The sequence below is a fragment of the Lysinibacillus sp. NPDC093190 genome (genome assembly GCF_050280425.1).
Taxonomy (GTDB): Bacteria; Bacillota; Bacilli; order Bacillales_A; family Planococcaceae; genus Lysinibacillus.
In genome coordinates this window covers 23226-45997 of the sequence record NZ_JBNNVG010000031.1, presented here as the reverse complement: position 1 = coordinate 45997, position 22772 = coordinate 23226, and the positions used below count along the sequence as shown (strand labels likewise).

The 22772-nt window shown below is 33.3% G+C and carries 26 protein-coding genes; 18 read left to right on the top strand and 8 right to left on the bottom strand.

The annotated features are described in order from the left end of the window. Positions 1–237 precede the first annotated feature (237 nt). The 3 genes from ACQKOF_RS20435 (at position 238) to ACQKOF_RS20425 (ending at position 1792) form a co-directional block, all read left to right on the top strand. Positions 238–531 (top strand): hypothetical protein, encoded by a 294-nt coding sequence (locus ACQKOF_RS20435; RefSeq protein ID WP_427561052.1) that lies wholly within the window; start codon positions 238–240, stop codon positions 529–531. 197 nt (positions 532–728) lie between these two features. Beyond that, on the top strand, positions 729–1139 hold the full coding sequence (locus ACQKOF_RS20430; protein ID WP_427561049.1) for an NUDIX domain-containing protein: 411 nt from the start codon (positions 729–731) through the stop codon (positions 1137–1139). A 14-nt stretch (positions 1140–1153) separates the two neighbouring features. Then, positions 1154–1792 carry an HAD family hydrolase gene (locus tag ACQKOF_RS20425; RefSeq protein WP_427561047.1) on the top strand — a complete coding sequence of 213 codons (639 nt, stop codon included), beginning with the start codon at positions 1154–1156 and terminating at the stop codon, positions 1790–1792. Between the two features lie 53 nt (positions 1793–1845). Here the strand turns inward: ACQKOF_RS20425 and ACQKOF_RS20420 are convergent, their stop codons facing one another. Together ACQKOF_RS20420 and ACQKOF_RS20415 are read right to left on the bottom strand one after the other, a co-directional pair. Then, the gene (locus tag ACQKOF_RS20420; protein ID WP_427561044.1) at positions 1846–2187 is read right to left on the bottom strand and encodes an EamA family transporter; all 342 of its coding nucleotides are present in this window, start codon (positions 2185–2187) and stop codon (positions 1846–1848) included. A 92-nt stretch (positions 2188–2279) separates the two neighbouring features. Beyond that, entirely contained in the window at positions 2280–2618 is a 339-nt protein-coding gene (locus ACQKOF_RS20415; protein WP_427561041.1) for an EamA family transporter, read from the bottom strand. A gap of 147 nt (positions 2619–2765) precedes the next feature. On the opposite strand from ACQKOF_RS20415, the gene ACQKOF_RS20410 reads away from it, so the two are divergent. Continuing rightward, entirely contained in the window at positions 2766–3530 is a 765-nt protein-coding gene (locus ACQKOF_RS20410) for an SDR family oxidoreductase (protein WP_427561039.1), read from the top strand. A 172-nt stretch (positions 3531–3702) separates the two neighbouring features. Here the strand turns inward: ACQKOF_RS20410 and ACQKOF_RS20405 are convergent, their stop codons facing one another. After that, positions 3703–4284 carry an AraC family ligand binding domain-containing protein gene (locus tag ACQKOF_RS20405; RefSeq protein ID WP_427561090.1) on the bottom strand — a complete coding sequence of 194 codons (582 nt, stop codon included), beginning with the start codon at positions 4282–4284 and terminating at the stop codon, positions 3703–3705. 390 nt (positions 4285–4674) lie between these two features. Between ACQKOF_RS20405 and ACQKOF_RS20400 the strand changes: the two genes are divergently transcribed. Continuing rightward, positions 4675–7797 (top strand): hybrid sensor histidine kinase/response regulator, encoded by a 3123-nt coding sequence (locus tag ACQKOF_RS20400; RefSeq protein ID WP_427561036.1) that lies wholly within the window; start codon positions 4675–4677, stop codon positions 7795–7797. Between the two features lie 514 nt (positions 7798–8311). Here the strand turns inward: ACQKOF_RS20400 and ACQKOF_RS20395 are convergent. Further along, positions 8312–8491: a hypothetical protein gene (locus tag ACQKOF_RS20395; protein ID WP_415733190.1), complete on the bottom strand. Its 180-nt coding sequence runs from the start codon at positions 8489–8491 to the stop codon at positions 8312–8314. A 141-nt stretch (positions 8492–8632) separates the two neighbouring features. On the opposite strand from ACQKOF_RS20395, the gene ACQKOF_RS20390 reads away from it, so the two are divergent. Next, the gene (locus ACQKOF_RS20390; protein WP_427561033.1) at positions 8633–9124 is read left to right on the top strand and encodes a hypothetical protein; all 492 of its coding nucleotides are present in this window, start codon (positions 8633–8635) and stop codon (positions 9122–9124) included. A gap of 50 nt (positions 9125–9174) precedes the next feature. Here the strand turns inward: ACQKOF_RS20390 and ACQKOF_RS20385 are convergent, their stop codons facing one another. After that, on the bottom strand, positions 9175–9585 hold the full coding sequence (locus ACQKOF_RS20385; protein ID WP_427561030.1) for an Lrp/AsnC family transcriptional regulator: 411 nt from the start codon (positions 9583–9585) through the stop codon (positions 9175–9177). 116 nt (positions 9586–9701) lie between these two features. Here ACQKOF_RS20385 and ACQKOF_RS20380 point away from each other — a divergent pair, with 116 nt between their 5' ends. Both ACQKOF_RS20380 and ACQKOF_RS20375 read left to right on the top strand, forming a co-directional pair. Next, positions 9702–10460 (top strand): MBL fold metallo-hydrolase, encoded by a 759-nt coding sequence (locus tag ACQKOF_RS20380; RefSeq protein WP_427561027.1) that lies wholly within the window; start codon positions 9702–9704, stop codon positions 10458–10460. Between the two features lie 263 nt (positions 10461–10723). Continuing rightward, the gene (locus ACQKOF_RS20375; RefSeq protein WP_427561024.1) at positions 10724–11086 is read left to right on the top strand and encodes a YkgJ family cysteine cluster protein; all 363 of its coding nucleotides are present in this window, start codon (positions 10724–10726) and stop codon (positions 11084–11086) included. Positions 11087–11173: 87 nt separating this feature from the next. Here ACQKOF_RS20375 and ACQKOF_RS20370 read toward each other — a convergent pair whose 3' ends face one another. Continuing rightward, a complete protein-coding gene (locus ACQKOF_RS20370) occupies positions 11174–11635 on the bottom strand; it encodes an N-acetyltransferase family protein (RefSeq protein ID WP_427561021.1) in 462 nt (153 codons plus the stop codon). A 173-nt stretch (positions 11636–11808) separates the two neighbouring features. On the opposite strand from ACQKOF_RS20370, the gene ACQKOF_RS20365 reads away from it, so the two are divergent. After that, positions 11809–11982, top strand: coding sequence for a hypothetical protein (locus tag ACQKOF_RS20365; protein ID WP_400727943.1), 174 nt, complete (start codon positions 11809–11811; stop codon positions 11980–11982). A 399-nt stretch (positions 11983–12381) separates the two neighbouring features. On the opposite strand, the gene ACQKOF_RS20360 is transcribed toward ACQKOF_RS20365, so the two are convergent. After that, the gene (locus tag ACQKOF_RS20360) at positions 12382–13722 is read right to left on the bottom strand and encodes an NAD(P)/FAD-dependent oxidoreductase (protein ID WP_427561018.1); all 1341 of its coding nucleotides are present in this window, start codon (positions 13720–13722) and stop codon (positions 12382–12384) included. 258 nt (positions 13723–13980) lie between these two features. Between ACQKOF_RS20360 and ACQKOF_RS20355 the strand changes: the two genes are divergently transcribed. Then, the gene (locus ACQKOF_RS20355; RefSeq protein WP_427561015.1) at positions 13981–14523 is read left to right on the top strand and encodes an N-acetyltransferase family protein; all 543 of its coding nucleotides are present in this window, start codon (positions 13981–13983) and stop codon (positions 14521–14523) included. A 45-nt stretch (positions 14524–14568) separates the two neighbouring features. On the opposite strand, the gene ACQKOF_RS20350 is transcribed toward ACQKOF_RS20355, so the two are convergent. Continuing rightward, positions 14569–15189 (bottom strand): LysE family translocator, encoded by a 621-nt coding sequence (locus ACQKOF_RS20350; protein WP_427561012.1) that lies wholly within the window; start codon positions 15187–15189, stop codon positions 14569–14571. Positions 15190–15530: 341 nt separating this feature from the next. Here ACQKOF_RS20350 and fabZ point away from each other — a divergent pair, with 341 nt between their 5' ends. The 8 genes from fabZ (at position 15531) to ACQKOF_RS20310 (ending at position 22386) form a co-directional block, all read left to right on the top strand. Further along, complete coding sequence (fabZ, locus tag ACQKOF_RS20345) at positions 15531–15956, top strand: 3-hydroxyacyl-ACP dehydratase FabZ (protein ID WP_427498300.1); 426 nt, start codon at positions 15531–15533, stop codon at positions 15954–15956. Between the two features lie 522 nt (positions 15957–16478). Next, the gene (locus ACQKOF_RS20340; protein ID WP_427561009.1) at positions 16479–17240 is read left to right on the top strand and encodes a glycosyltransferase; all 762 of its coding nucleotides are present in this window, start codon (positions 16479–16481) and stop codon (positions 17238–17240) included. A gap of 234 nt (positions 17241–17474) precedes the next feature. Continuing rightward, positions 17475–18170: a VanR-ABDEGLN family response regulator transcription factor gene (vanR, locus tag ACQKOF_RS20335; RefSeq protein WP_427561006.1), complete on the top strand. Its 696-nt coding sequence runs from the start codon at positions 17475–17477 to the stop codon at positions 18168–18170. A 25-nt stretch (positions 18171–18195) separates the two neighbouring features. Beyond that, positions 18196–19287, top strand: coding sequence for a vancomycin resistance histidine kinase VanS (vanS, locus tag ACQKOF_RS20330; protein WP_427561087.1), 1092 nt, complete (start codon positions 18196–18198; stop codon positions 19285–19287). Between the two features lie 88 nt (positions 19288–19375). Further along, positions 19376–20299: a D-alanyl-D-alanine carboxypeptidase family protein gene (locus tag ACQKOF_RS20325; RefSeq protein ID WP_427561003.1), complete on the top strand. Its 924-nt coding sequence runs from the start codon at positions 19376–19378 to the stop codon at positions 20297–20299. A 188-nt stretch (positions 20300–20487) separates the two neighbouring features. Further along, positions 20488–20961 carry a hydroxymyristoyl-ACP dehydratase gene (locus tag ACQKOF_RS20320; RefSeq protein WP_427561000.1) on the top strand — a complete coding sequence of 158 codons (474 nt, stop codon included), beginning with the start codon at positions 20488–20490 and terminating at the stop codon, positions 20959–20961. A 37-nt stretch (positions 20962–20998) separates the two neighbouring features. Continuing rightward, entirely contained in the window at positions 20999–21460 is a 462-nt protein-coding gene (locus ACQKOF_RS20315; protein ID WP_427560997.1) for a DinB family protein, read from the top strand. 182 nt (positions 21461–21642) lie between these two features. Next, the gene (locus ACQKOF_RS20310; protein ID WP_427560994.1) at positions 21643–22386 is read left to right on the top strand and encodes a polysaccharide deacetylase family protein; all 744 of its coding nucleotides are present in this window, start codon (positions 21643–21645) and stop codon (positions 22384–22386) included. Positions 22387–22772: the final 386 nt, after the last annotated feature.

Sequence of the window (22772 nt, the reverse complement as noted above, 5' to 3'; positions counted from 1 at the left end):
ACTAATTAGTTATTTCAAAATCAAATAAGATAATATCTGTATACACTTTAGATGATGATACATTATCTAAAGTGTATTGCTACAACTCGGCTTCCTATTCAATTAGAGCTTGTAAAGGAAATTTTCTGCAGATAGATGTTGACTCTACCTTATCGATTAATGAAACGGTGACTTTACAAACTAATAGTTGTATATTTAACCGATTAATTCATTTTTGAAGAACAGGGGGAAGAGAAAATGGATGAAATTATGAAGAGTATAAAAAAGTATGGATTTGCAATATTTACAATTGTCATAATCACAATTGGATTTTTAACAATAATAAATGGTGTTGAAAATGGTGTTGATTCTGCAAATGAGTACTTAACATCAATGGGTGGCAGCATGGATACAGATAGTTTCCTAGTAATAATGAAAGGGTACATTTTATCGAATTTCATATTTGGTGGGATTCTGCTATTAGTTGGACTTTCATTTTTTTGTATGTATTTATATAAATTTTTAAAGGAAATGGATTTAGGGAACGAATGATAAGGATTTGATTCCAAAAAAATAATATATGATGATTTAGTCATAAAACTAATTTATATTATGTGCTTATTTATTTTTATTGTTCGTTTTAGCTCTGATAAAAGTGACTCCGAATTGAGGAAGTATTCGTATAAAATAATTTTACTTATACTATTTCAACAAATATTAAAAGTATTATAGTAGAGGAAGGAATAAAAATGGAAAAAGAGAAATTACCAAAGGTTGGCGTGGGAGCAGTTATCCTAGATAAGTCCAACAAAATTTTACTCGTTTTACGTAAAAAAGCACCTGAAGCAGGCTGTTGGAGCTTACCTGGGGGCAAGGTTGACTACATGGAAACAATAGAAAACGCAATCATACGAGAAATTAAGGAAGAGCTTGGTGTGGATATCGAAATTACACAATTAGTATGTGTGACCAACCATATTATTCAAACAGAAGATATTCATTATGTTGCACCTACTTTCACTGCTCGTATTACAAATGGAGAAGTACAAAATAGAGAACCGCATGCTTTAGAGAAAGTGAAGTGGTTCTCAATTGATGAAATACCAGAAAACATTACAATGACAACAGATTATGCTTTGAAACAGTTGAAGCTATTATAATATTAGGAGGAAATATGGAGACGATTTTGTTTGATCTGGATGGTACACTGCATAACAGTGAAAGCTGTTACATTCAAGCTTGCTGTGCTAGTCTAGAAACATTTAAAAAGAATAAACTTACTGATGCAGAAAAAAGTTATTTAGTTGGGAAACCGATTACTAGAATTATTGATGAGTGGTTTAGTAATCAAAAGAAAGAAGTGCTAGAATCATTTTTTGAACACTATGAAATGTTTAATAATAAAGTGGAGAAATATAACGGTATTTACGATGTTTTAACTACATTAAAGGATAGAAAGGTGACTATCGGTATTGTATCGTCCAAATATAAAAAATATATTGTCCAAGAATTATTAAATACAGAACTCTATCCTTTTTTCGATGTTATTGTTGGGCTTGACGATTGTAAAAAGCATAAGCCCAACCCTGAACCTTTATTCAAAGCCGTAAATGAATTACAGATTGAACCGAAAAATTGTATTTATATTGGGGATCAGCCAACAGATATTTTAGCTGCTAATGCGGCTGGTATAATGAGCTTTGGTGCATTATGGGGAGAAGGCAATAAAGATAAATTAGTAGGTGCATTTCCTACAGGTTTATTACATAAGCCGGAGGATATATTAGCTGTTAGTAGACTTTATAGCATTTGATAAATATTAAAATCACCAGGTACTCCAATTTGAGTTCTGGTGATTTTTAATGATTAATTAAATTTAGTTAGACTCTTATTTTTTTCTGCTTTTTTTGAACTAAGTTTTTTCTCAGAAATAAAAAGACCAGATAATGTTAGAACTATACCGAACGCCGCCAAATAAGTTATTTGTTCATGTAAAACAATTATAGATGTAAGTACTGTAATGACTGGAACCGCGTAAATATAAATACTACTTTTAATGGTTCCTAGCATTTTAACAGCATAGTTCCATGTAATAAAACAAAGAGCAGAAGTGCCAAGACCTAAGAATAATATATTGAATAAAGAAACAGGATTTGTAAAACGATTCAGTTCCAATTCAAAATCAAACAGAAAAAGGGCAGCCATCATAAATAGAATCCCGTAAAAAAACACCCCCTTGTCAGTTGAATTGTATGATATCCGTAACTACTTATTTTTCTAGTCAATACAGAATAAGTAGCCTAAACGAGCGTAGCAGTTACAGCTAATAAATCTCCTAATGGGTTAAGTTGCAACTTTGTAGCACCGTTAAAGCTGATGAGGTAGATACCAGTAATCGCAACAACAAATCCAATGAAAAAATTGATCCGTAATGGTTCCTCCTTCAAAAATAGGTAGGTAAGAATTGCTGTGAAAAAGGGAACGATGGAACTGATAACGCCAACATTAGAAGCCATTGTAAAGGTTATGGCAATATTCTCTAAAAGGTAATACAACGTAACACCACATAAACTAGCACTAGGAAAAATAAATTCATTTTTTTTATTAGTCACTTTTAGTCGGTACGGGTAGATTATCATTAACGCAATGAAACCTATGACAAAACGAAAAAATGTATCTGAAGCAATCGCCCCCTTGAAACCGAATAGGAGAGCAACATTTCAAATAATGTTCCATGATATAACTATCTATGTAATATAACTATGTTTGAACAAGGAGATGGAAGCATGAGTAAGTTAGTAGGCAAAATAGCTTTAGTTACAGGATCAAGTCGAGGAATTGGCCGCAGTATTGCATTGCGTCTGGCACAAGAGGGAGCCTTTGTCGTCGTTCATTACGGGAAAAGACGTAATGAGGCAGAAGCAGTTGTTCACCAGATCGAGCAAAGCGGAGGAAATGCTTGCGCGATTGGTGCTGACCTTAGTACTCTAGATGGTATTCAAGATTTATTTACTACTTTGGATGATACTATTCGGGAATATATGGGTGGTGACGGATTCGATATTCTTGTCAACAATGCTGGAATTGGTCAAATTATCAGTTTAGAAGAGACGACGGAAGAAACATTTGACGAGGTAATGAAGATTAATGTCAAAGCACCACTTTTTGTTACTCAACAAGCTTTGCCACGTTTAAAAGATGGAGGACGCATTATTAATATTTCATCTTTTGTGACACGTGCAGCTTCTCCAAGTGTCTTCACGTACAGTATGTCCAAAGGTGCTATCGACACGTTTACGCGTCTTCTAGCCAAACAACTAGGGAGCCGTAATATTACGGTAAACGCCATCCAGCCTGGAATTATTAATACAGAGATGAATGCTGAGACTTTGGAAAACCTTGATGGACAAAAATATGCGGCTGGTCTTTCAATCTTCAATAGATGGGGAGAACCCGAGGATGTGGCAGATATTGCCGCCTTTCTCGCTTCCTCAGACAGCCGTTGGGTAACTGGTCAATTGCTCGATGCAAGTGGCGGATCTCATCTATAGAACCTGTAAGATAACGAATTTATAAGGATCTTCAAATGAAGTGACCCCAAAAAGTTAGACACATATTTTAAGCAGTTACTGAGGAATGAACTCTGTATTGGACAGGGCTCATTCCTTTTTATTTTCCTTTAATTCATTTGTTATTGTAACTAGGGGTCCTGCCGCATTGCTATCAAGTTAAAAAATCTGTTGTTCCCCAAAACGATAAAAAAAATGCTCGTACTAAAGAGTATTTATTCATATTTGCCATTCTTGCTAAATCATCTAAAGTAATTCGATCTTTATAATGTGCTTCTATATACTGACAGATATTTTGAATCATATCTTTTTTTGGACCATTATCTTCTTCCTGGGGAGGCTCTAAATATTCGTCAATTAATTGCTTGATAAAAAAAAATGTTTCTTGCTTTTCATTATTTGGTGATTTGTTCATGATCATCTGAGGAAGATTATGTAATATGCTTGTTTGTTCACATAGATAAACAACCGGAGTTTTAAACTGGGGAAGATAATCTTTTCCAGTAATCTCTTTGGTCACTTTTCGTATGATTTCAGTCTTAATATTTAAACAACGATAATCTAATGTTTTGTTGTCAATTTGTTCACAAGCATGATTATCTAGTGGATTAAAACATATTAAATCACCGGTATTGATGATATATTCTTTGTTCTTACAAGTTAAACGTCTTTGTGCACTCTCTATAAACCTAATCACATAATAATCATGGAAGTGATTTGGGGATTTTTGTGTGATTCCATAGAAACGCTAGGCTTCAATCTGTAAATCATAATCGAAGTGAACGGTTCTTTCTTCTAACATCACATGAACACCTTTTCTTTAGTAATATGAAAGTAAGTGTAGCACATATTTTTTAGCAATTATTGTATGATATTGACTACTTAAAATCGGATTTACTATGAAAATCTTAAATGTCTTTTTTTCTGTTATATAAAAGGTTGTTTAATATTATTTTTTGAAAATTGAAATATTAATACATTGTAAAATTTAGGTTTTTAGTTTAAGAAATAGATTTAAAAGTAATGGTAACTCTGTTAGGATAATATATCGTAGGAGGTGTGATTTTGCCTAAGGAGCTTGTGTTATAACAGAAAAACACAAACTACCTTTTGACAATTATTTTTAATGAAAAAGAGAAAAATTGCACTCATCATTAGCTTGTTTATTATATTTCTGACAGGGTCACGAATTTTATGGCTGAAGGTATTTAATAATACAGATCAACCACATGCCGAAAAAGGTCAACTGGATTTAAGAAACTGGAATTTTAATGATGGTCATGCTATTACATTAGATGGAGAGTGGGAATTTTATCCTTACAATTGGTTGATTAGTGAAGAAAAGCATTTAGAATCCACGAAGAATGCTAAATACATACAGGTTCCTAAAGGGTGGAGTTCATCTTTACAAGAGGGAGAGATGAGCCCTTATGGTTACGGTTCTTATCGCTTAAAATTACTCGTCAATCCTGAAGACAATATAACTTACAGTATTCGAGTACCGAGTGTTCGGAGTTCCTCAGAAATATATGTAAATGGTAGACTGTTGAAAAAATCAGGTGAAATAGGGGAAAGTGCAGAAAAAACAGTCGCCAATAATGTTCCGTATACTGCTTCTTTTGAAGCTAACGGTCACAAAGAAATCGAAATTATTGTTCAGGCTTCTAACTTTAAGGACCCTCGCGATGGTGGAATTGTTCGCTCCATTAAATTAGGGAAAGAAGATATATTAGCACGGGAAACTCAGTTGTCGATAAATATGCAACAACTAGTAGCAGTGGTTTTTTTAATACATGCTATTTATTCCATCATTTTATTTTTTGTAGGAAACATGGAAGAAAGAAGATTACTCTACTTTTCTCTGTTATCGATTAGCAGTATGGTTTATTTCCTATTAGGAAGCGATGACAAATTATTATCTTATTGGTTTCCGATAAATTACGACTGGGCCTTTAAATTAGTTCATCTTTCTATGGTCGGCATAGGCTTTTCACTGCTTCAATGCATAAAACATTGGTTACCTCAACATATGAGAAAATATACATGTTGGTTTAGTATTTTCTGTGGTATAACATCATTGTTGACATTCGTACTACCTACTCGCTATATAGTAACCAATCAAGGCATTTACATTATGATTTTAGGAATCCCGATTGTTATAACGATTCTAACAGTTATGCGAAAATCTATTAAAGAGATTAAAAGTAATATTTTTTTACTTCTTGCCATTTTAGCATTTGGTAATAATCTTATTTGGGATGGCCTGCTTCTCATATTTGGAATCAAAGTGATCATGTATCCATTTGATCTTATTATAACAGTGGCTAGTTTGGCTATTTTATGGTTTAAAGGATATGCTAAAGTACATTCGGATACGAAAGAACTTGCTATTAAGCTTCAAAAGACAGATAAGTTAAAGGATGAATTTCTTGCCAATACGTCTCATGAATTAAGAAATCCACTTCATGGGATCCTTAACATTTCAAAAGTTGTTTTGGAAAGAGAAGGACGTGTACTTAGTGACAAAAGTGTCAAGGATTTAGAAACAGTACTCTCTGTAGGACGTCGTATGTCACTAATGTTAAATGATTTACTGGATGTTATGAGCTTAAAAGACAATAACCCCAAACTGAAGCTTAAAACTTTTTCGATTCACTCAATTGTATCGGGTGTATTAGATATGCTCTATGTTATGAAAGAAGGAAAGCAGATTCAGTTAATTAATCAAATCCCTGAAAATTTTCCAAAAGTAGTTGCTGATGAAAATAGAGTTATTCAAATTGTTTTCAATTTACTTCATAATGCAGTGAAATTCACGAATGAAGGTGAAGTGACAATATCAGGTCATGTGAAAAATGGTATGGCAAAAATTGTCATTTCGGATACTGGTATTGGTATTGATGAGGACACCATTCAACGTATATTTGAACCTTATAAGCAGGGTACCCTTAGTAAGGCAATAATTGAAGGTGGATTTGGCCTAGGACTTAGTATTAGTAAACGATTAGTTGAACTACATGGGGGAACATTACAGGCAAATTCAGTTGTAGGGAAAGGGTCTGAATTTACTTTTACCTTACCAATATCAAACTTACCTGATGAGGAAAATGCTACAGAAAATGAGGCTCTGCTATCAAGTGCGAAGGAAGAATCAACAGTAGCGACTTCTACAGAGCTATTCCATGATAAAACTGAAAACCATCCAATCATTGATGCAAATCGACCTAGAGTTTTGGTCGTCGATGATGATCCAGTTAACTTAAGAGTAATCGAAACAATACTTTCAATAGAAAAATACGACTTAGTAACGGTTACAAGTGGAAGTAAGGCTCTCGAAATACTAATGTCTCAAGAGTGGGATTTAGTCATTTCAGACGTGATGATGCCAATTATGTCTGGGTACGAATTAGTACGTACAATTCGTCAGCAATTTTCAATAACAGAACTTCCCGTGTTACTTCTTACGGCAAGAAGTCAGTCTCAAGACATTGAAAATGGATTTTTATCTGGTGCCAATGATTACGTCACAAAGCCAGTTGATGCTCTAGAGTTAAGGTCAAGAGTAAAAGCACTTACTGACGTTAAACAATCTGCACAAGAAAGGCTTCGAATGGAGGCAGCTTGGCTTCAGGCACAAATACAGCCCCATTTTCTATTCAATACATTAAATGCCATTATCACGTTAAGTGACATTGATATCGAGCGTACAAGTAAGCTACTTGAAGCACTGAGTGATTTCTTAAGGGAATCATTTAAGTTCCAAAATATTGATGAGCTTGTTCCAATTGAGGATGAGTTAAATCTTGTTCGATCCTATTTATATATTCATAAAGAGCGTTTTGGGGAGCGGATCAATGTAACTTGGGATGTGGAAGTTTCTACAGACGTCATGATACCATCACTGACCATCCAACCATTAATTGAAAATGCTTTGAAACATGGTATTTTGCCTCGTGAAAATGGCGGGAATATTCATCTTCGCATTGTAAATTACGACAAGTACATTGAGATCACTGTGTCGGATGATGGTATTGGCATGGATGAAGCGACGATGGAACGATTACTTGTAAGAAAATCGGAGACATCAACGGGAATTGGATTGCTTAATACAGATCTTCGCTTAAAACAACATTACGGTGAGGGACTTCAAATTAAAAGTAAACCAAACCAAGGGACAGCAATATCGTTTGTTGTTCTTAAAAAGAAAGAAAAATCAAAGCAATTTAAGCGTGAATTGATGGTAAAATAAGAACATTCATATTGAGCTGCACCTCCATTTAATAATGGGGGTGTAGTTTTTAAATTAAGGGGTTTGTTGGAGTCTTATAATAAAGATTGATCATTTAAAATAAAGTTTGATTATAATCCTGTTTATGCAGGATTTTTTTCTTTAACTATCGAAGCCATTTAGTTTAATAAGGAATGATAAAATAAATTAAGCGAATAAGAAGCAGAGGAGCATTAATTATGGGTATTATCACATTCGGTGAGAATATTCCACGAACATCAAAGCTGGGCAGTTAATGAAGCATTATTACAGTTATAAAGTTAACAACAGCCATGAAACATGAGCACAAGATACGCATATGATTGATCAAATTCCACATGATAAGACTGATTTTATTGGTTCTTGAATCATTAGAAGTCTCCAAAACGTTTAACCATGACGTATCGTTTTTAAACGAAGAGATTTCAGTGATGGAATGTATTTGGAAAGACACAATAAAGAACAGATAACCTAAATTAGTTATCTGTCTTTTCAATCACTTTGTAAATGGATCTTCCGATTCATATAGAAAACTTTTCTCAAGATTTTCTTTTGTTTCAGCATTGACTGTTTTTTCTTTTGCTTCTGCTTGTTCACTAGCTGGAGCTTCGTCATGAGAAGAACAAGCAGTTAGTAAGAATGCTGCCATTGCTCCGATATATAAGAATTTTTTCATTGCTATAACCTCCGTTATTGTTAGTTACAGTTTAGATTGCGCAATTACACTTAGAATATAACGGAAATGACAATGATAAATTTTGCTTTTGTAACAAAAAATGAAAAATAGTCGTTACACAATAAAAAGGGGGAAATAAGCGTGAAAAGAATTTTAGGTTTCATCATAATTTGTGGATTGGTATTAGTAGGTTGCTCACATAAAGAATCTAACGGCACAATACAACATGATAATAGTTCGAGATTTGTTGAAGAGGTACTAGCGAAGGAAAATGAGTGGAAAGAAAGCGAGTACTTTACATCTGAAAACTTAAGCTTCATTGGTGAACCACAATTATTAGGATTTACGCATAGTAAAGAAGGGAAAATAGTTGTGAGCAAAACAGGAAAATACGGCTGGCACTTTTGGGGAGAGAGCGTCAAAACAGGAAAGTTCCTAAGCGTAAAGGGTACTAACCAAATAACGCATAAAGAAATTGAATTGGTTACAGATGCTAAGTTACTTGGAGCGAACAGTGGCGCAGATAACCATGCCCCAACTAATATGACTTTCCCAAAAGGCGGCATGTGGAAGTTGGATGCCTATATTGATGGGAAGTTATTCGGTAGCGTTTATGTAAAAGTGGAAAATTGAAAGAAATTGAAAAATACTAGGCTCTCCATGGAGAGTGCCTAGTATCCTTACTATTTACTAATGACAATAGACAGTTTATAGTTTGCATGCTTATTTAAATCGACTAAAAATTGATCTAATACTTCGTTTGATGGGAATCTGCATTCAAGAAGATAGCAACTATCTCCACTGATTTTAAAGTTATTAACAATAAAATGCTGCTGCGTTTTTATAAATGACAGATAAGGTTCATGGTACGGACTTTTTGTATAAATATTAATAAATGCATGAACATTGCTGCCTAATTTTATATGATTCACATTAATAGTATAGCTTTCAATAACCCCATTTTCTTCAAGTCTTGCCACCCTCGATGACGCTGCTTGCCCTGTCAAATGAACCTTCTCACCCAATTCCTTCATCGTAATACGGCTATTTTTAGAAAGCTCATCAATAATACTCAGGTCTGTATTATCTAACATGTAGTAACTCCTTTCATTATTCAAGTCAAATCGCTAAAAGACTTGATTTCATCTATGTAATTACTATTTGGACATAGTATAAACTAAATGTAATTTAAAGAAAAGGAGTTATAAAAATGAAAATCCAACAAATTCGTAATGCCACTTTAGTACTCGAATACGCAGGGAAAAGATTTTTAATCGACCCACTTTTGGCAAATAAAGGTACTTACCCTCCTTATCCAAACTCTTTGAGACAAGATCAAAATAACCCATTAGTTCAATTACCGACATCCATTGACAATCTCCTCGATGTCGATGCTGTGATCGTAACTCATTTACATTTAGATCACTTTGATCCAATCGCAAAAGAAGTACTACCGAAAGATCTTAAAATGTTTGTTCAAAATGAAGAGGATGCTAAAGAAGTTAAAAACGCTGGTTTTTTCAATGTGGAAATTTTACAAGAAGATACAGTTTTTGAAGGTATTCAATTAAGCAAAACAAAAGGCCAACACGGCAGGGGAGAAATTTTAAAATTGACTGGTCAAGTGTGTGGTGTTGTCTTTAACCATTTAAATGAGAAAAAATTATATATCGCTGGAGATACTGTATGGTATGACGGGGTTCAAGAAGTGCTTGAAAAAAATCAACCAGAAATTATTGTCGTTAATGGGGGAGACAATCAATTTTTGGAGGGAGGCTCTCTCATAATGGGGAAAGATGATATTTATGAAGTTCACAAAGCTGCTCCAAACGCAAAAATGATCGTTAGTCATATGGAAGCGGTCAATCATTGGACATTATCAAGAGTTGATTTAAGAAGCTTTATTAATGAAAAAGGAATTGCTGCACATGTATTCGTGCCGGAAGATGGTGAAGAATACACATTTTAAATAACGGAAGTAATTAATACAAATATTTATATATTAGTAATAATACTAGATGTCATTTTATACAACAGTAATTGGTGTAAGTGTATTTAGTTTGACAAAGTATTTTATTTATGCTATAATTTACAATTATTAATTTAAAGTGTAAAATAGGATTCTCCTGGCCAGGAGAGTCCTATTTTTTTTGCATCAATTGAGCTACTGAACTAGAGAATCCAAATTATGAAGGAATTTTAACACTTGCTTTTTCTGGGAGATGATTGTTTATGGAAGATTTGCCTTGTAAAGGTTGCAGAGGAATGTGTTGTGGGCCTGTTCCAATTACAGAACAAGAGTTAAAGAAAATAAAAAAGAAAATCACAGCGATGCCTAAAAAAATGCGCCTCGATTTAAAAAATCAACAACGTTTTTATGGAACCTGTATTTTTTATGACGAAATAAATGACCAGTGTGGTATTCATTCGGTACGTCCGTCTATTTGCCGAGCTTTCGGTTATTATAATAATCTTGTGTGTTTCCGCAAACCAACAGTGGCCGTTGGAAAAAAATATATAGCTAACGAGCTTCCAATTGGTATTTTAAGTATTGATTTTACGTGGAAAGATTTTATTGGAGTTGGGAGGTTGTAAGTTAACATAAACAGGAGAAATGTTAACATTCGACCTAATATAAAAGAGCCTGCTTTATTTACTGCAGGCTCTAATTCATACATACTTTTAAAGTTCTAAGCGCATAGTACGGCTCGTTTCATTAAATCCATGTTTGTCATACAAGTTAATAGCGCCAATATTTTCTGCTAAGACACTTAGCTCCAAGTAATCTAAATTACGTTCTTCTGCCCATTTTTTTGCCTCTCGTAACAAAAGTGAACCAATGCCTTTACTCTGGTATTGACCTCCAACAATTACATCCGTAATATATGCATAATTATGCTGGACGATACAAGAATATAGAGGAGTAGCTAATTCTTGAATTAATAAAAATCCGGCAATGTTGTTATCTAATTCAGCAACAAAAATGTCTGATTTTTCTTCCGAAATTATGTTTTTAAGAAACTCTACATCCTGCTTTGCGGGTGCTATGTATTTAGGTTGTAGTTTTGACATTTCTAAAAACAGTTCTTCATATAATATTTCTATTTGTGGAATTTCTTCTAATGAAGCAATTTTAATATTCATGTACTACCTCCATTCGAATTTTATACTATTTTATTTTACTATATTCAGTTATTTTTACAAATATTCTGTAAAATGGACAAAAACCCTTTTAGCTAACGCAGTATAAACCGCATAGGATTTCTAATACTAAAGCTGTTTTAAAAAATCCGGTATGAGAAAGGAGGCTTTCATCAGTGAGATTTTTAGCATGGGGGATTATAGGCGGCGCGGCTATTTTTGGTGTATTGAAACGCTTTGGGCTAATGAACAATGCACAACAAATGACACAGTCCGCTCAGCAAGGCACGACACCAGTACAATTAGTAGCAAACAGTAATCCACTAACCGCAAATACACCTAAACAATAAATAAAATAGGCAACATCAAGCTTATAGACTTTTTGGTCTATAAGCATGTACATAAAACCCGTATAAATACGGCAATGAGCAAATAATTTAAATCTTATTTTATCATTTTCCAACAGAAGACTCCCACTTCAAGGAATGAGAAGGACTTAGCTAATAAGTAAGTATGAGATAATGTCGGTAGGCGATAGTTTAATTACTTTGCTTTGAGTAACAAAATAAAGTAATGAGGCGTAATTATGACAAATTATCAATTAGTATTTGCTTACAAGGACAATATAGAGAAAGTTTCAATGAATTAGCAAAGTTAATTTTTGATTCAGCTGGTTTAGTTAAATAAGTGAAATCGTTTTAAAATTTTACGATTTTGCAATAAAGTATTAAGTAATTAATTTCTTAAAACTAACAATTACTAGCTAAATATTTACCTACGAAAATACCACTAGCTGCTGCTTGTGATAATGAATGTGTAACTCCTGAACAATCTCCAATTACATATAATCCTTGAATATTTGTTTGGAAATTTCGGTCAGTTTCTATTATTGGCGAATAAAACTTTCCATCCATACCATAAAGCAATGTATCCTCATCAATGGCTTCACCAATAAATTTTTCCAAATGGTTTAAAAATCCCTGCAAGATTTGAATATATAGTAAAGGGATTTCTTTAGTTAAGTCCCCAAATTCAGCTTTTAATGAAGGCTGAATTCGATTATTATACATATTTTCTTTTGTTGTAGACTGTCCCTCCCTTAAATCTCCAAAACGTTGTACTACAATACGATCTGTCCCTTTATTTATTTCACCGATAACCTTATGTGCATACGTATTTGCTTCTTTAAGAGTAGAAAAATACGTTGGAGTGAACAAAGTAAAATTTAAGTTAGTAGTTCCATTCTTTTGCTCTCGAAAGTTTTGACCATCTGGCATGACTAAACCTTCTTGATATTTACGAATGATTCTTCCTTTAGGATTCATGCAATAAGTACTTGAAATGATATCTTCATGCGCATAAGCAAGTTTTGTTTCAAAGGTATCTTCCAAAATTAAACGTAGCTGTTGTTCTGCCATTTCAACTCTAATACCCAAATCTAAACGAGTTTTGCCTTGCTTAACTCCAAGACTAGAACATTGTTTTTTTAACCAATCTGTTCCGGATCGACCTGTTGCAAACACTACTTGCTGAGATTGGATATCACCTTTATTTGTAATTAAAGTGAAAGAATTATTATCTTTTTTTATATCTTGCACATCTACCTCAAATTGAATATCTATCTTGCTTGATAAAACTTTATAAATTTGTTGGAAAATCTTTGTTGAAAGAGACGTACCTAGGTGCCTCACCTCAGTAGTTAACATCTGTAAGTTACATAATTGGGCTCTTTTTGAGAGTTCTGTATTAGCTGTGGAATATTTGATAACCGAGTCTCCACCGAAACGGCATAAAATTTCGTCAACTTCATCCATTAATTGTAGAAGATTCTCTCTACCTACTTTTTGCTCTAATTCGCCACCAAAATCACTTGTATAATTAAACTTTCCTTCTGATTTACCCAAACCGGCAAAACCAAAATATTTCTCACAAATATTACAATTGCATGTTTCGCCTCGATCTAAAGGGCAATTTCTCTCCTCTAGAGATTTTCCTTTTTCAAGAATTAATATCTTTTGATTACTTTGAGATAAGGTATATGCTAAAAAAACACTACTTACACCTGAACCGATAACTGTAATATCATACATCCATTTACACCTTCTTTAATTAATAAGTAATAAGAGTATTTTATAATACGTGGATTGTCTACACAAAACTAAATAGCTTTTTTAAGGTGTACAAGTTTACACTGAATAGAACTCATGTATTCAAGTGTTACAAGAATCCGAATGTGGTTGTGAATATAATCAGCTAATTCAAGTTGTAAATCTTCTAATTTGTTTACAGTTATATCCATGTGCAATAATATTATCTAAAGAACTATTTTAAAGAAAGGGAGATTAAAGTTGTTACAAATAAAAAGGGTATATAAAGAACACTTTCCTAACGGTAAAAAAATTATCTATCAATACAGCTCCGACAACTATTATGATGTTTCCTATAAACAACGGGAAAATGGCTGGACAATTGATTTTACGTTAAAACATCTCGACACACCGTTTCACAAATATTTAGAAGTAGAAATTTTCGAAGATCATATTGAGGATATTGAATGTTATATTGCAGAGTTAAATGGAGAAGAAGCAGGAATTGTTAGCTTTAGCCATGAGAAGTGGCATAATGTTTTAAGAATTAATGATATTCATATTGATCAATCTCATCAACATAAAGGCATTGGTAGTAAACTCATGGCTTTGGTCAAAAATCGAGCAGCAGAAATAGGAGTAAGGGCGATCGTTTTAGAAACACAAACTTCTAATTATCCTGCTATACAATTTTATAGAAAGCATGGATTTCAACTTATTGGCTGTGACCTATTAAGTTACTCAAATAAAGATATTGAAAAAAAAGAAGTAAGAGTTGAAATGGGACTTGTTCTTGAAATATAAAAAGGAGAGCACGATTTTTATCGTGTTCTCCTAAGAAACTATATATTATCTACTTTGAGTTTGAAGTGCTAATTTAACACCTAGACCTATATAAACGAAACCAACAGCCTTTTCAATCCAACGCGAACCATTGTTTGATGTCTTCGTAAAGATTTTTTCACCAATAAAGCTTGTAATAATAGCTAACAATATAGTATACAAAGCGCTCATCACAACAAAAGTAATTCCTAAAATCAATAATTGTACAGTGATAGATTGGCCATTATGTTGAACAAACTGTGGTAAGAACGCTAAGAAAAATAGTGCAGTTTTTGGGTTTAAAATTTCCGCTAAAAAACCTTGTCGGAACGAAGTACTTGGCGGACTTTGTTCAACAGTTGGTTTTTCTATTTTTTGTGGTTTTGTTAGGAGCATTTGAATACCTAAATAAACAAGATATGCAACACCTATATATTTCACCACTTCAAAGGCAGTGGCAGAGTTCATTAAAATTGCTGATAACCCTAATACAGCTGCTAACGTATGAACTAAATCACCTAGGCCAATGCCTAATGCAGTGAAAATACCGTTCTTTTTTCCACCTTTCAGCGTTTGCGTAATGGTAATGATAACTGCAGGACCAGGAATTAAAAATAATAGAAGAACTATTGCAATAAAAGATAACATGTTTACCCATCCTATTCTAATAAACTAAACATTCAGTAATGAGAATAATAAAATTGACTTAATGAATGCAAGAAATATTATATTCTATCTTCTATATACCTGTCGATAATGAAATGCTGAAAAGAAGTGAAAATAACTATTTATAAAAATCAGAAAAATGGTTTGGTTATATTTATATAATGTTGTATGTTATTGAATTATAGTGAAGGAATTGAGGTGGCCTGTTAAAAGTCACATCTAAGCTAATGTGGCTTTTATTTTGTAATTCAAATTTAAAAATAGTACCAACTACTAATATTTAATGATAGAATTAGGTAATAATATTTTTGGAGGTTTTTTTGATGCTAGATATTCAACAAATACAAGAAGTTATTAGACATCGTTATCCTTTTTTGTTAGTAGATAGAGTATTGGAATTAGAAGAAGGGAAGAGAGCAGTAGCCATTAAAAATGTAACGATCAATGAAGAATTTTTTAATGGACATTTTCCTAATTATCCAGTGATGCCAGGTGTGTTAATTGTTGAAGCGTTAGCTCAAGTAAGTGCAATTATTATGCTCACAAAAGAAGGAAATCAAGGGAGACTTGGATTACTGGCAGGTATTGATAATTGTCGCTTTAAAAAACAAGTTAAACCTGGTGATCAACTGCGTCTTGAAGTGGAAATTACACGCTTAAAGGGTGCCATTGGAAAGGGACGTGGAATAGCAACGGTTGATGGAGAAATAGCTTGTGAGACAGAGCTTATTTTTGCATTTGGAAACTAAGCCAATTCGATTTAAGAGTACTGTAAAAAATCATTGCAGTACTCTTGTTCTGTATTTAAGGATTTTTAAAATATTTCTTGAATAATATAATAAATGGAATACTTTGAAATGGAGGTGGTTACATGAACTATTCCTTAGCTCTATATTTAGCAACTTGTGTCATGCAGTTTATCATCCTTATAAATATTACAATATTCAACAGTCAATGGAATGGAATAACAATGTGGCTATGTACAGGTATATTCATCTTCTCAACGGCGGTTTTCATCTTAAGTAGATCAAATAAAAGAAGTTCTAATGAATAAAAATCCTAAATAAAATAAGGCATAAGAGTTGATCATCACAAAATCAACTCTATTTTTTAGCGTAAATATATAAGGTGTTATGTAATCCTATATTGAGATTTAATTTATGTTGTTACAGAATATACATAATAACCCAAAAATAAAAAATTTAAGTGGAATATTTGAATGTATACTTAAATTACAATAACGAGAGCTAATTATTAAGGGGGAATTTTATATGTCGGAAAGCACACCATTTATAAAAGATGTTCCTGAAGGAGATGTGAAATTTTCTATTATAATACCTGCTCATAACGAAGAAAATTATATTGGTGGGTGTCTAGAGTCTATTACAAAGTCTGCACAACCTTATAAAGATCAAGTAGAAGTTATCGTGGTGTTAAATCGTTGTACCGATAAAACGAAAGAAATTGCACAGTCCTACAATTGCGTGACATTGGAAAATAACGATAAAAATTTATCCAAAATTAGAAATGCTGGAGCTGCGGTAGCAAAAGGCGATATTTTGATTACAATTGATGCTGATACTCGAATGACAGAACACATGCTTTGTGAGGTTGAAAAGCATTTAGCTTCCAATCAATTCATTGGAGGAGGCGTGAACGGAAATTTTGAAAGAATGTCCTTGGGTATAGTAATATCAACCATGCTATTAATTGTCCCTATATTGATTAAGTATGGTTTTATTTCTGTAGGAATCTTTTGGTGCTATAAAAAGGACTTTCGGGCGATAAAAGGTTTTAACGAGAATATGCTAATGGCAGAAGATGCTGAATTTGCTAAGCGTTTAAAACAATGGGGCAAGAAGAACGGTAAAAAATACGGAACGATTAAAAATGGAATGATTACTTCGTGCAGACGATTTGACCATTATGGAGACTGGCTTTTACTAAAACGACCAGATATGATTTTAGCTTATTTAAAGGGCACTAATGAAAAGGCGGCTAATGAAGCCTATTATGATGATCAAGCAAGATAATGATACCACCTTAATGGCTTATATTTCAGCATAATATTTCTTTAGTCCACTTCGTTGTCAAACGAGTGGTTTTTTTATGTGTAATTCTTTAGATTTTCTTAAATAATAAGACTTTGCATGACAGTAAGTTTAACGGAATGATATGATGTTGGGTGATTAGTAGAACCTCTGGGAATATTGTTAAATCAAGGTTTTGAACAGATGAAGCTATTTGAATAAAAGGTGGTTATGAGCATGGATATAAATATTCTTGTAGTTGATGACGAAAAGGAAATTGCGGATTTAATTGAGCTTTATTTAAAAAATGAAAATTTTAATGTTTATAAATTTTATGATGCTCAGGAAGCATTAGAGTGTATACACTCTATCAAATTGGATCTTGCTATTCTTGATGTAATGATGCCTGAAATCGATGGCTTTGAAATTTGCCGGAAAATTCGGGAACAATATCATTTTCCGGTGATTATGTTAACAGCGAAAGAAGAGGAAATAGATAAAATAACGGGGCTTACATTAGGGGCTGATGACTACATAACAAAGCCATTTCGTCCATTGGAGGTTATTGCAAGGGTTAAGGCTCAAATTCGCAGATCTACAAAGTACAATCATCAGGGGACATTACAAAATGATCCGATTATTGATTTTTCAGGCTTAATTTTAGAGCAAAAAACTCGGAAATGTATGTTAAATGAAAAACAACTGTCTCTGACTCCTACAGAGTTCTCCATATTGTGGTTTTTATGTGTAAATCGAGGGCGTGTCGTTTCATCAGAAGAATTATTTCAAGAAGTATGGGGCGAGAAATATTATAGCAGTAACAATACGGTAATGGTTCACATTAGGCATTTACGAGAAAAGATGAATGATTCCGCAGAGAACCCTAAATTCATTAAAACTGTCTGGGGAGTGGGGTATACCATTGAAAAATGACTTTGGAAAATTAAAAAGAACTATAATGCTTCAAATTTTGCTGATTTTAGTAATAGCATTGTTGGTTGGCTATTTCATAAGCTATGTGTTTATCGATGGTGTCTTACAAGCCCCTTTCGCTGATTGGTTTATTCGATTTTGTGAAAACGTGCTACAACTTGACTATTATTCGGCACAGAGAGCCTATGGAATATTATTTCAACAAAATAAGTCCCTTTGGTTAGCGATAGGCTTAATTATTTTGCTTTTAGTAATTTTTTATTTTGCGCTTTCTCGGTTTACGAAGTATTTTAACCACATTGCCATAGGTGTTAATATGCTTTCAGAGGAATCAGATCAGGAAATACGTCTTCCTTCTGAGCTAGATTTTATGGAGAAAAAACTAAATGATGTTAAAAATAAATTAGAAAAACGTGCAAGGGATGCACAGGATGCTGAACAGCGCAAAAATGATCTTGTTGTTTACTTAGCACATGATATTAAAACACCGCTGACATCTATGATTGGTTACTTAAGTTTGTTGGATGAGGCAAAGGACATGCCTGTTGACCAAAAAGAAAAGTATGTGAGGATTTCATTAGAAAAATCATATAGGCTAGAACAGTTGATTAATGAATTTTTTGAAATCACTAGATTTAACTTACAGTCCATTATTTTAGATAAAGAATCCATTAATTTGAATTATATGTTAATGCAATTGGCAGATGAATTTTATCCCTTATTGACCCCTAAAGGACAGCAAGCGATTGTGAGTATCGAGGGGGAAATGAAGGTTTTTGGGGATGCCAATAAATTAGCAAGGGTGTTTAATAATATTTTAAAAAATGCCATTGCATATAGCGATGATAACAGTATAATTCAAATTAGCGCACACCATCAAAATGACCAGACATTTATTTCATTTACAAATCAGGGAAAAACAATTCCACCGCAAAAATTAAAGATGATTTTTGAAAAATTCTATCGTTTAGATTCTGCCAGATCGACTCAATCAGGTGGAGCGGGGCTTGGTCTTGCAATTGCCAATGAAATAGTCCATGCTCATGGAGGAACGATATCAGCTTCAAGTAATGATGAAAAAACAGTTTTCACTGTTATACTTCCAACACTTTCTTAAGAAACCTTAAGAATTCTATAATAGATTATTAAAAAAGAGCTCCTTCTTTTATGTTTCAATAGAGGCATAGAGAGAAGGAGTTGTTTTTATGTTGAAAAGAAAAGGATTTTATAGCCTAATATTACTGATTATTATTTTTCTGGTGTACATGTTTATAAAAGAATATCCATTTTTACATTCAAAGCTAGAAATTGATAATCCTCAGTTGGAAATGCCAAAGAAAAGTGAAATAAATCTTGATGTAAATTTACATAGCTCAAATGCTATTTTAGTGAACTTAGACACAAATAAGATTTTATTGGACAAAGGGAGCGATGAAATTATTTATCCTGCTTCTTTGACAAAGATTATGACGGTTCTAGTTGCAATTGAAAATATCCCGAATTTACAGGAAAAGATTTTGCTTCCTAAAAGTATATTTAAGGATTTGTATGAAGAAAATGCTTCTATGGCAGGCTTTCTTCCTAATGAGGAGGTAACGGCAGAGGATTTACTTTATGGTTCAATGCTACCTTCTGGTGCAGATGCTTCTATTGGTTTAGCCGATTACATTGCTGGGTCGGAGAGTAAATATGTAAAGTTAATGAACGAAAAAGCTAAACAGCTAGGGATGAAAAACACACATTTTAAGAATACAACAGGACTCCATCATCCTGATCATTATACGAGTGTGAAAGATATTTCGATACTTTTACAATATGCTTTAACCAATAACACCTTTAGGGATATCTATACGGCGGAAAGATACTTAATAAAGTCAACGAATCTTCATCCAGAGGGAATGACGGTGACGAGTCGAATGTTTAAAAATTTGAATGCTAATGAAAAAACGAGAGGTGAAATAATTGGCGGCAAAACTGGCTACACAGAGCAAGCAGGCTTATGTTTAGCAAGTCTAGCGACAATTAATGGCGAGGAGTATATTCTAGTAACTGTAGGTGCGGAGGGTGACTCACGAACAGAGCAGTTCAATATTACAGATGCAATAGCTGTCTATCGACAACTAAACTAATTAAGTCTTTATAAATGTAAATCAGATTACAATAAAATTTTGTCGATAATAACATACAACCTTTCTGTTCCTTCATATACTTATATTGTCTGAAAGATTTAAAGGTGACTATGTTTTGACTATAAATAAGCTTTCTATTCATAATACGGTCATTAAATCAGGTAAACCAGTATGAGAGGATGAGGGGTTTGAAGCATCCCGGCACAAATGTTTTTGAAAATAAAGAGGAACTATTCATACCTGAAAAAGCATTAGATAAAGATTTTTGTGATCGATTAGTGAAAAAAATTCATAAAAATATACTGAATGAAAATATAACAAACGATGTTTATATGTCCTATTTCGTGATTTTCGATCAACAATATCAATTGAAAGAAATTCGATATTTACTAGATGTGTTAAAATTACAAGCAAATGAAATTATTAGATCTAAGCCAGTTTTTATTACATTGTGTGGTGTAATCTTATCATTGATTACAATAATTGCCTCTGCCATCAATACTAAACTGATGATTGGGATCTCACTTGTCCAAATCGTTGCTCTAGCAGTTTTGAGTTTTAATGTAGCTGTATTGTTTATTTCTTATAAAATAGAAAAAGAATATAAAAAAATATACGAAGTCATTAAATTAATTGACTATTATTTAAGTTTTTATAAATAGCTAATTTCACATATCAATTCCTAGGGGTGTGAAAAATGTGCAAAGTATTATAGATCAATTATACTTTTGGATAAATAAGGTACCGGAAGAGTTTCGTCAAATGTCTGAAATAGAGATTTCACAACGACCAACACCTCAAAAGTGGTCAAAAAAAGAGGTTTTAGGCCATTTATGTGACTCCGCTATTAATAATCTGGAAAGGTTCATAAAAATACAATACGATCAGCAACCCTTTGTATTAACTCCATATGACCAAGTTCATTGGGTGGAAATCCAAGGGTATCAAGAGTTACCTTTTGATGAAGTAATGAATCTATGGGTGAGCTTAAATAAAAAAATTATACATGTTATTAAAAATATCCCCAATGAAAAGCTTGCTCTTCAATGTGACATTGGAAATAATCAACTAATGACTCTACAGTGGCTTATCCAAGACTACCTTGAACATATGGAACATCATTTGAACAAACAGATTTTGGGCAGTTTGAATAGTAAGTAACATGAATTGCAAATCAATTGTTGAAAGGAAGTAGCCTACGTTTTAATCCCAAAATCACTAAAAGGAAAACCTCTAAATTTTTTTACTTCAAAGAACACTGCAACAAAAAATCAAAAAAGAGCATTTTTTTTAACATTCCTCAAATAATAAGGTACTAAATATTTTTTTGAGGAAGTGAAGAGTTGAAAAAAATTTTGTTTTTATTACCAATTTTCCTATTAACTGTCTTCTTTTTTTATGTAAAAGTCAGCGCTGAAACATATGAACATAAAGGAAGAAAGTATTATGAAGAAGCAGGACAAATTGTTTGGGAAATTAATACAGATGAAAAAATTATAGCCCTTACCTTTGATGATGGTCCACATCGAAAGTACACATCTCAGATTTTAGATGTGTTAGCCAAATACAAAGCGAAAGCAACTTTTTTTATTGTTGGTCAAAATGCGAAAAAAAATCCCGAGGTAATAGCAAGAATGTATGAGGAAGGCCATGAACTAGCTAATCATACATTTACGCATCCTCTAAGGACGAATGTCCCGAATTTAATAAAAGAAATAAATCAAACGAATGACGTCATTCAGAACATTACAGGATTTAAACCTACTTTATTCCGACCTGTTGAAGGACAATATTCAGATGCAATGATTGAAGCGATTGTTAAAGAAGGATATAAAGTGGTTATGTGGTCATGGCATTTAGATACATTAGATTGGAAAAGTCCAGGTACGAATAGAATTGTTGACACTGTGTTAAACGGTGTCAAAGAAGGAAATATCGTTCTTTTTCATGATGGAGGCGGAAATCGCCATCAAACTGTGCAAGCAATGGAAAAAATTATACCTGAACTTGAAAAGCAAGGATATCGATTTGTCACAGTTTCTGAATTACTCGAAGTACAGAGTAAAAAAGACAAAAACAATCCGTAATGTATGAACTACAATAAATGTGTCATTCATTTAAAATTCTATTTGTTGTGTTACCATAACGTGGGGTTGATTTCCGTTCCGGCCGGGCGCTTTCCTGAGGGCGTCCGATGAACCACTTTGGCCGGCAAATGTTTTTTGTGCGAAAGCGAAGCGACAGCAACAGCGCGATGTTGGTCACGGAGACATTATCACAGGACGTGACGCTCCTAGCCTCCGTTCCTCTGCCGGCTCGCTCCAAGGTCTCATTTGTGACGCTTAATCCCCAAGAAGTCGCTCAGCCTCCACTCCAATCAACTTATGCACGGCATAGCAAATGTCATCTTCAGCTTTTGATAATAAGGAAAAAAATACTTTTTTCAGTTTTACTAATTTAGCTCTACTTTTGG

Coding starts and splice junctions, on each gene's coding strand:
- ACQKOF_RS20435 (WP_427561052.1), top strand. CDS start 238: ATGGATGAAATTATGAAGAGTATAAAAAAGTATGGATTTGCAATATTT.
- ACQKOF_RS20430 (WP_427561049.1), top strand. CDS start 729: ATGGAAAAAGAGAAATTACCAAAGGTTGGCGTGGGAGCAGTTATCCTA.
- ACQKOF_RS20425 (WP_427561047.1), top strand. CDS start 1,154: ATGGAGACGATTTTGTTTGATCTGGATGGTACACTGCATAACAGTGAA.
- ACQKOF_RS20420 (WP_427561044.1), bottom strand. CDS start 2,187: ATGATGGCTGCCCTTTTTCTGTTTGATTTTGAATTGGAACTGAATCGT.
- ACQKOF_RS20415 (WP_427561041.1), bottom strand. CDS start 2,618: ATGATAATCTACCCGTACCGACTAAAAGTGACTAATAAAAAAAATGAA.
- ACQKOF_RS20410 (WP_427561039.1), top strand. CDS start 2,766: ATGAGTAAGTTAGTAGGCAAAATAGCTTTAGTTACAGGATCAAGTCGA.
- ACQKOF_RS20400 (WP_427561036.1), top strand. CDS start 4,675: ATGAAAAAGAGAAAAATTGCACTCATCATTAGCTTGTTTATTATATTT.
- ACQKOF_RS20395 (WP_415733190.1), bottom strand. CDS start 8,491: ATGAAAAAATTCTTATATATCGGAGCAATGGCAGCATTCTTACTAACT.
- ACQKOF_RS20385 (WP_427561030.1), bottom strand. CDS start 9,585: ATGTTAGATAATACAGACCTGAGTATTATTGATGAGCTTTCTAAAAAT.
- ACQKOF_RS20380 (WP_427561027.1), top strand. CDS start 9,702: ATGAAAATCCAACAAATTCGTAATGCCACTTTAGTACTCGAATACGCA.
- ACQKOF_RS20375 (WP_427561024.1), top strand. CDS start 10,724: ATGGAAGATTTGCCTTGTAAAGGTTGCAGAGGAATGTGTTGTGGGCCT.
- ACQKOF_RS20370 (WP_427561021.1), bottom strand. CDS start 11,635: ATGAATATTAAAATTGCTTCATTAGAAGAAATTCCACAAATAGAAATA.
- ACQKOF_RS20360 (WP_427561018.1), bottom strand. CDS start 13,722: ATGTATGATATTACAGTTATCGGTTCAGGTGTAAGTAGTGTTTTTTTA.
- ACQKOF_RS20350 (WP_427561012.1), bottom strand. CDS start 15,189: ATGTTATCTTTTATTGCAATAGTTCTTCTATTATTTTTAATTCCTGGT.
- fabZ (WP_427498300.1), top strand. CDS start 15,531: ATGCTAGATATTCAACAAATACAAGAAGTTATTAGACATCGTTATCCT.
- ACQKOF_RS20340 (WP_427561009.1), top strand. CDS start 16,479: ATGTCGGAAAGCACACCATTTATAAAAGATGTTCCTGAAGGAGATGTG.
- vanR (WP_427561006.1), top strand. CDS start 17,475: ATGGATATAAATATTCTTGTAGTTGATGACGAAAAGGAAATTGCGGAT.
- vanS (WP_427561087.1), top strand. CDS start 18,196: ATGCTTCAAATTTTGCTGATTTTAGTAATAGCATTGTTGGTTGGCTAT.
- ACQKOF_RS20325 (WP_427561003.1), top strand. CDS start 19,376: ATGTTGAAAAGAAAAGGATTTTATAGCCTAATATTACTGATTATTATT.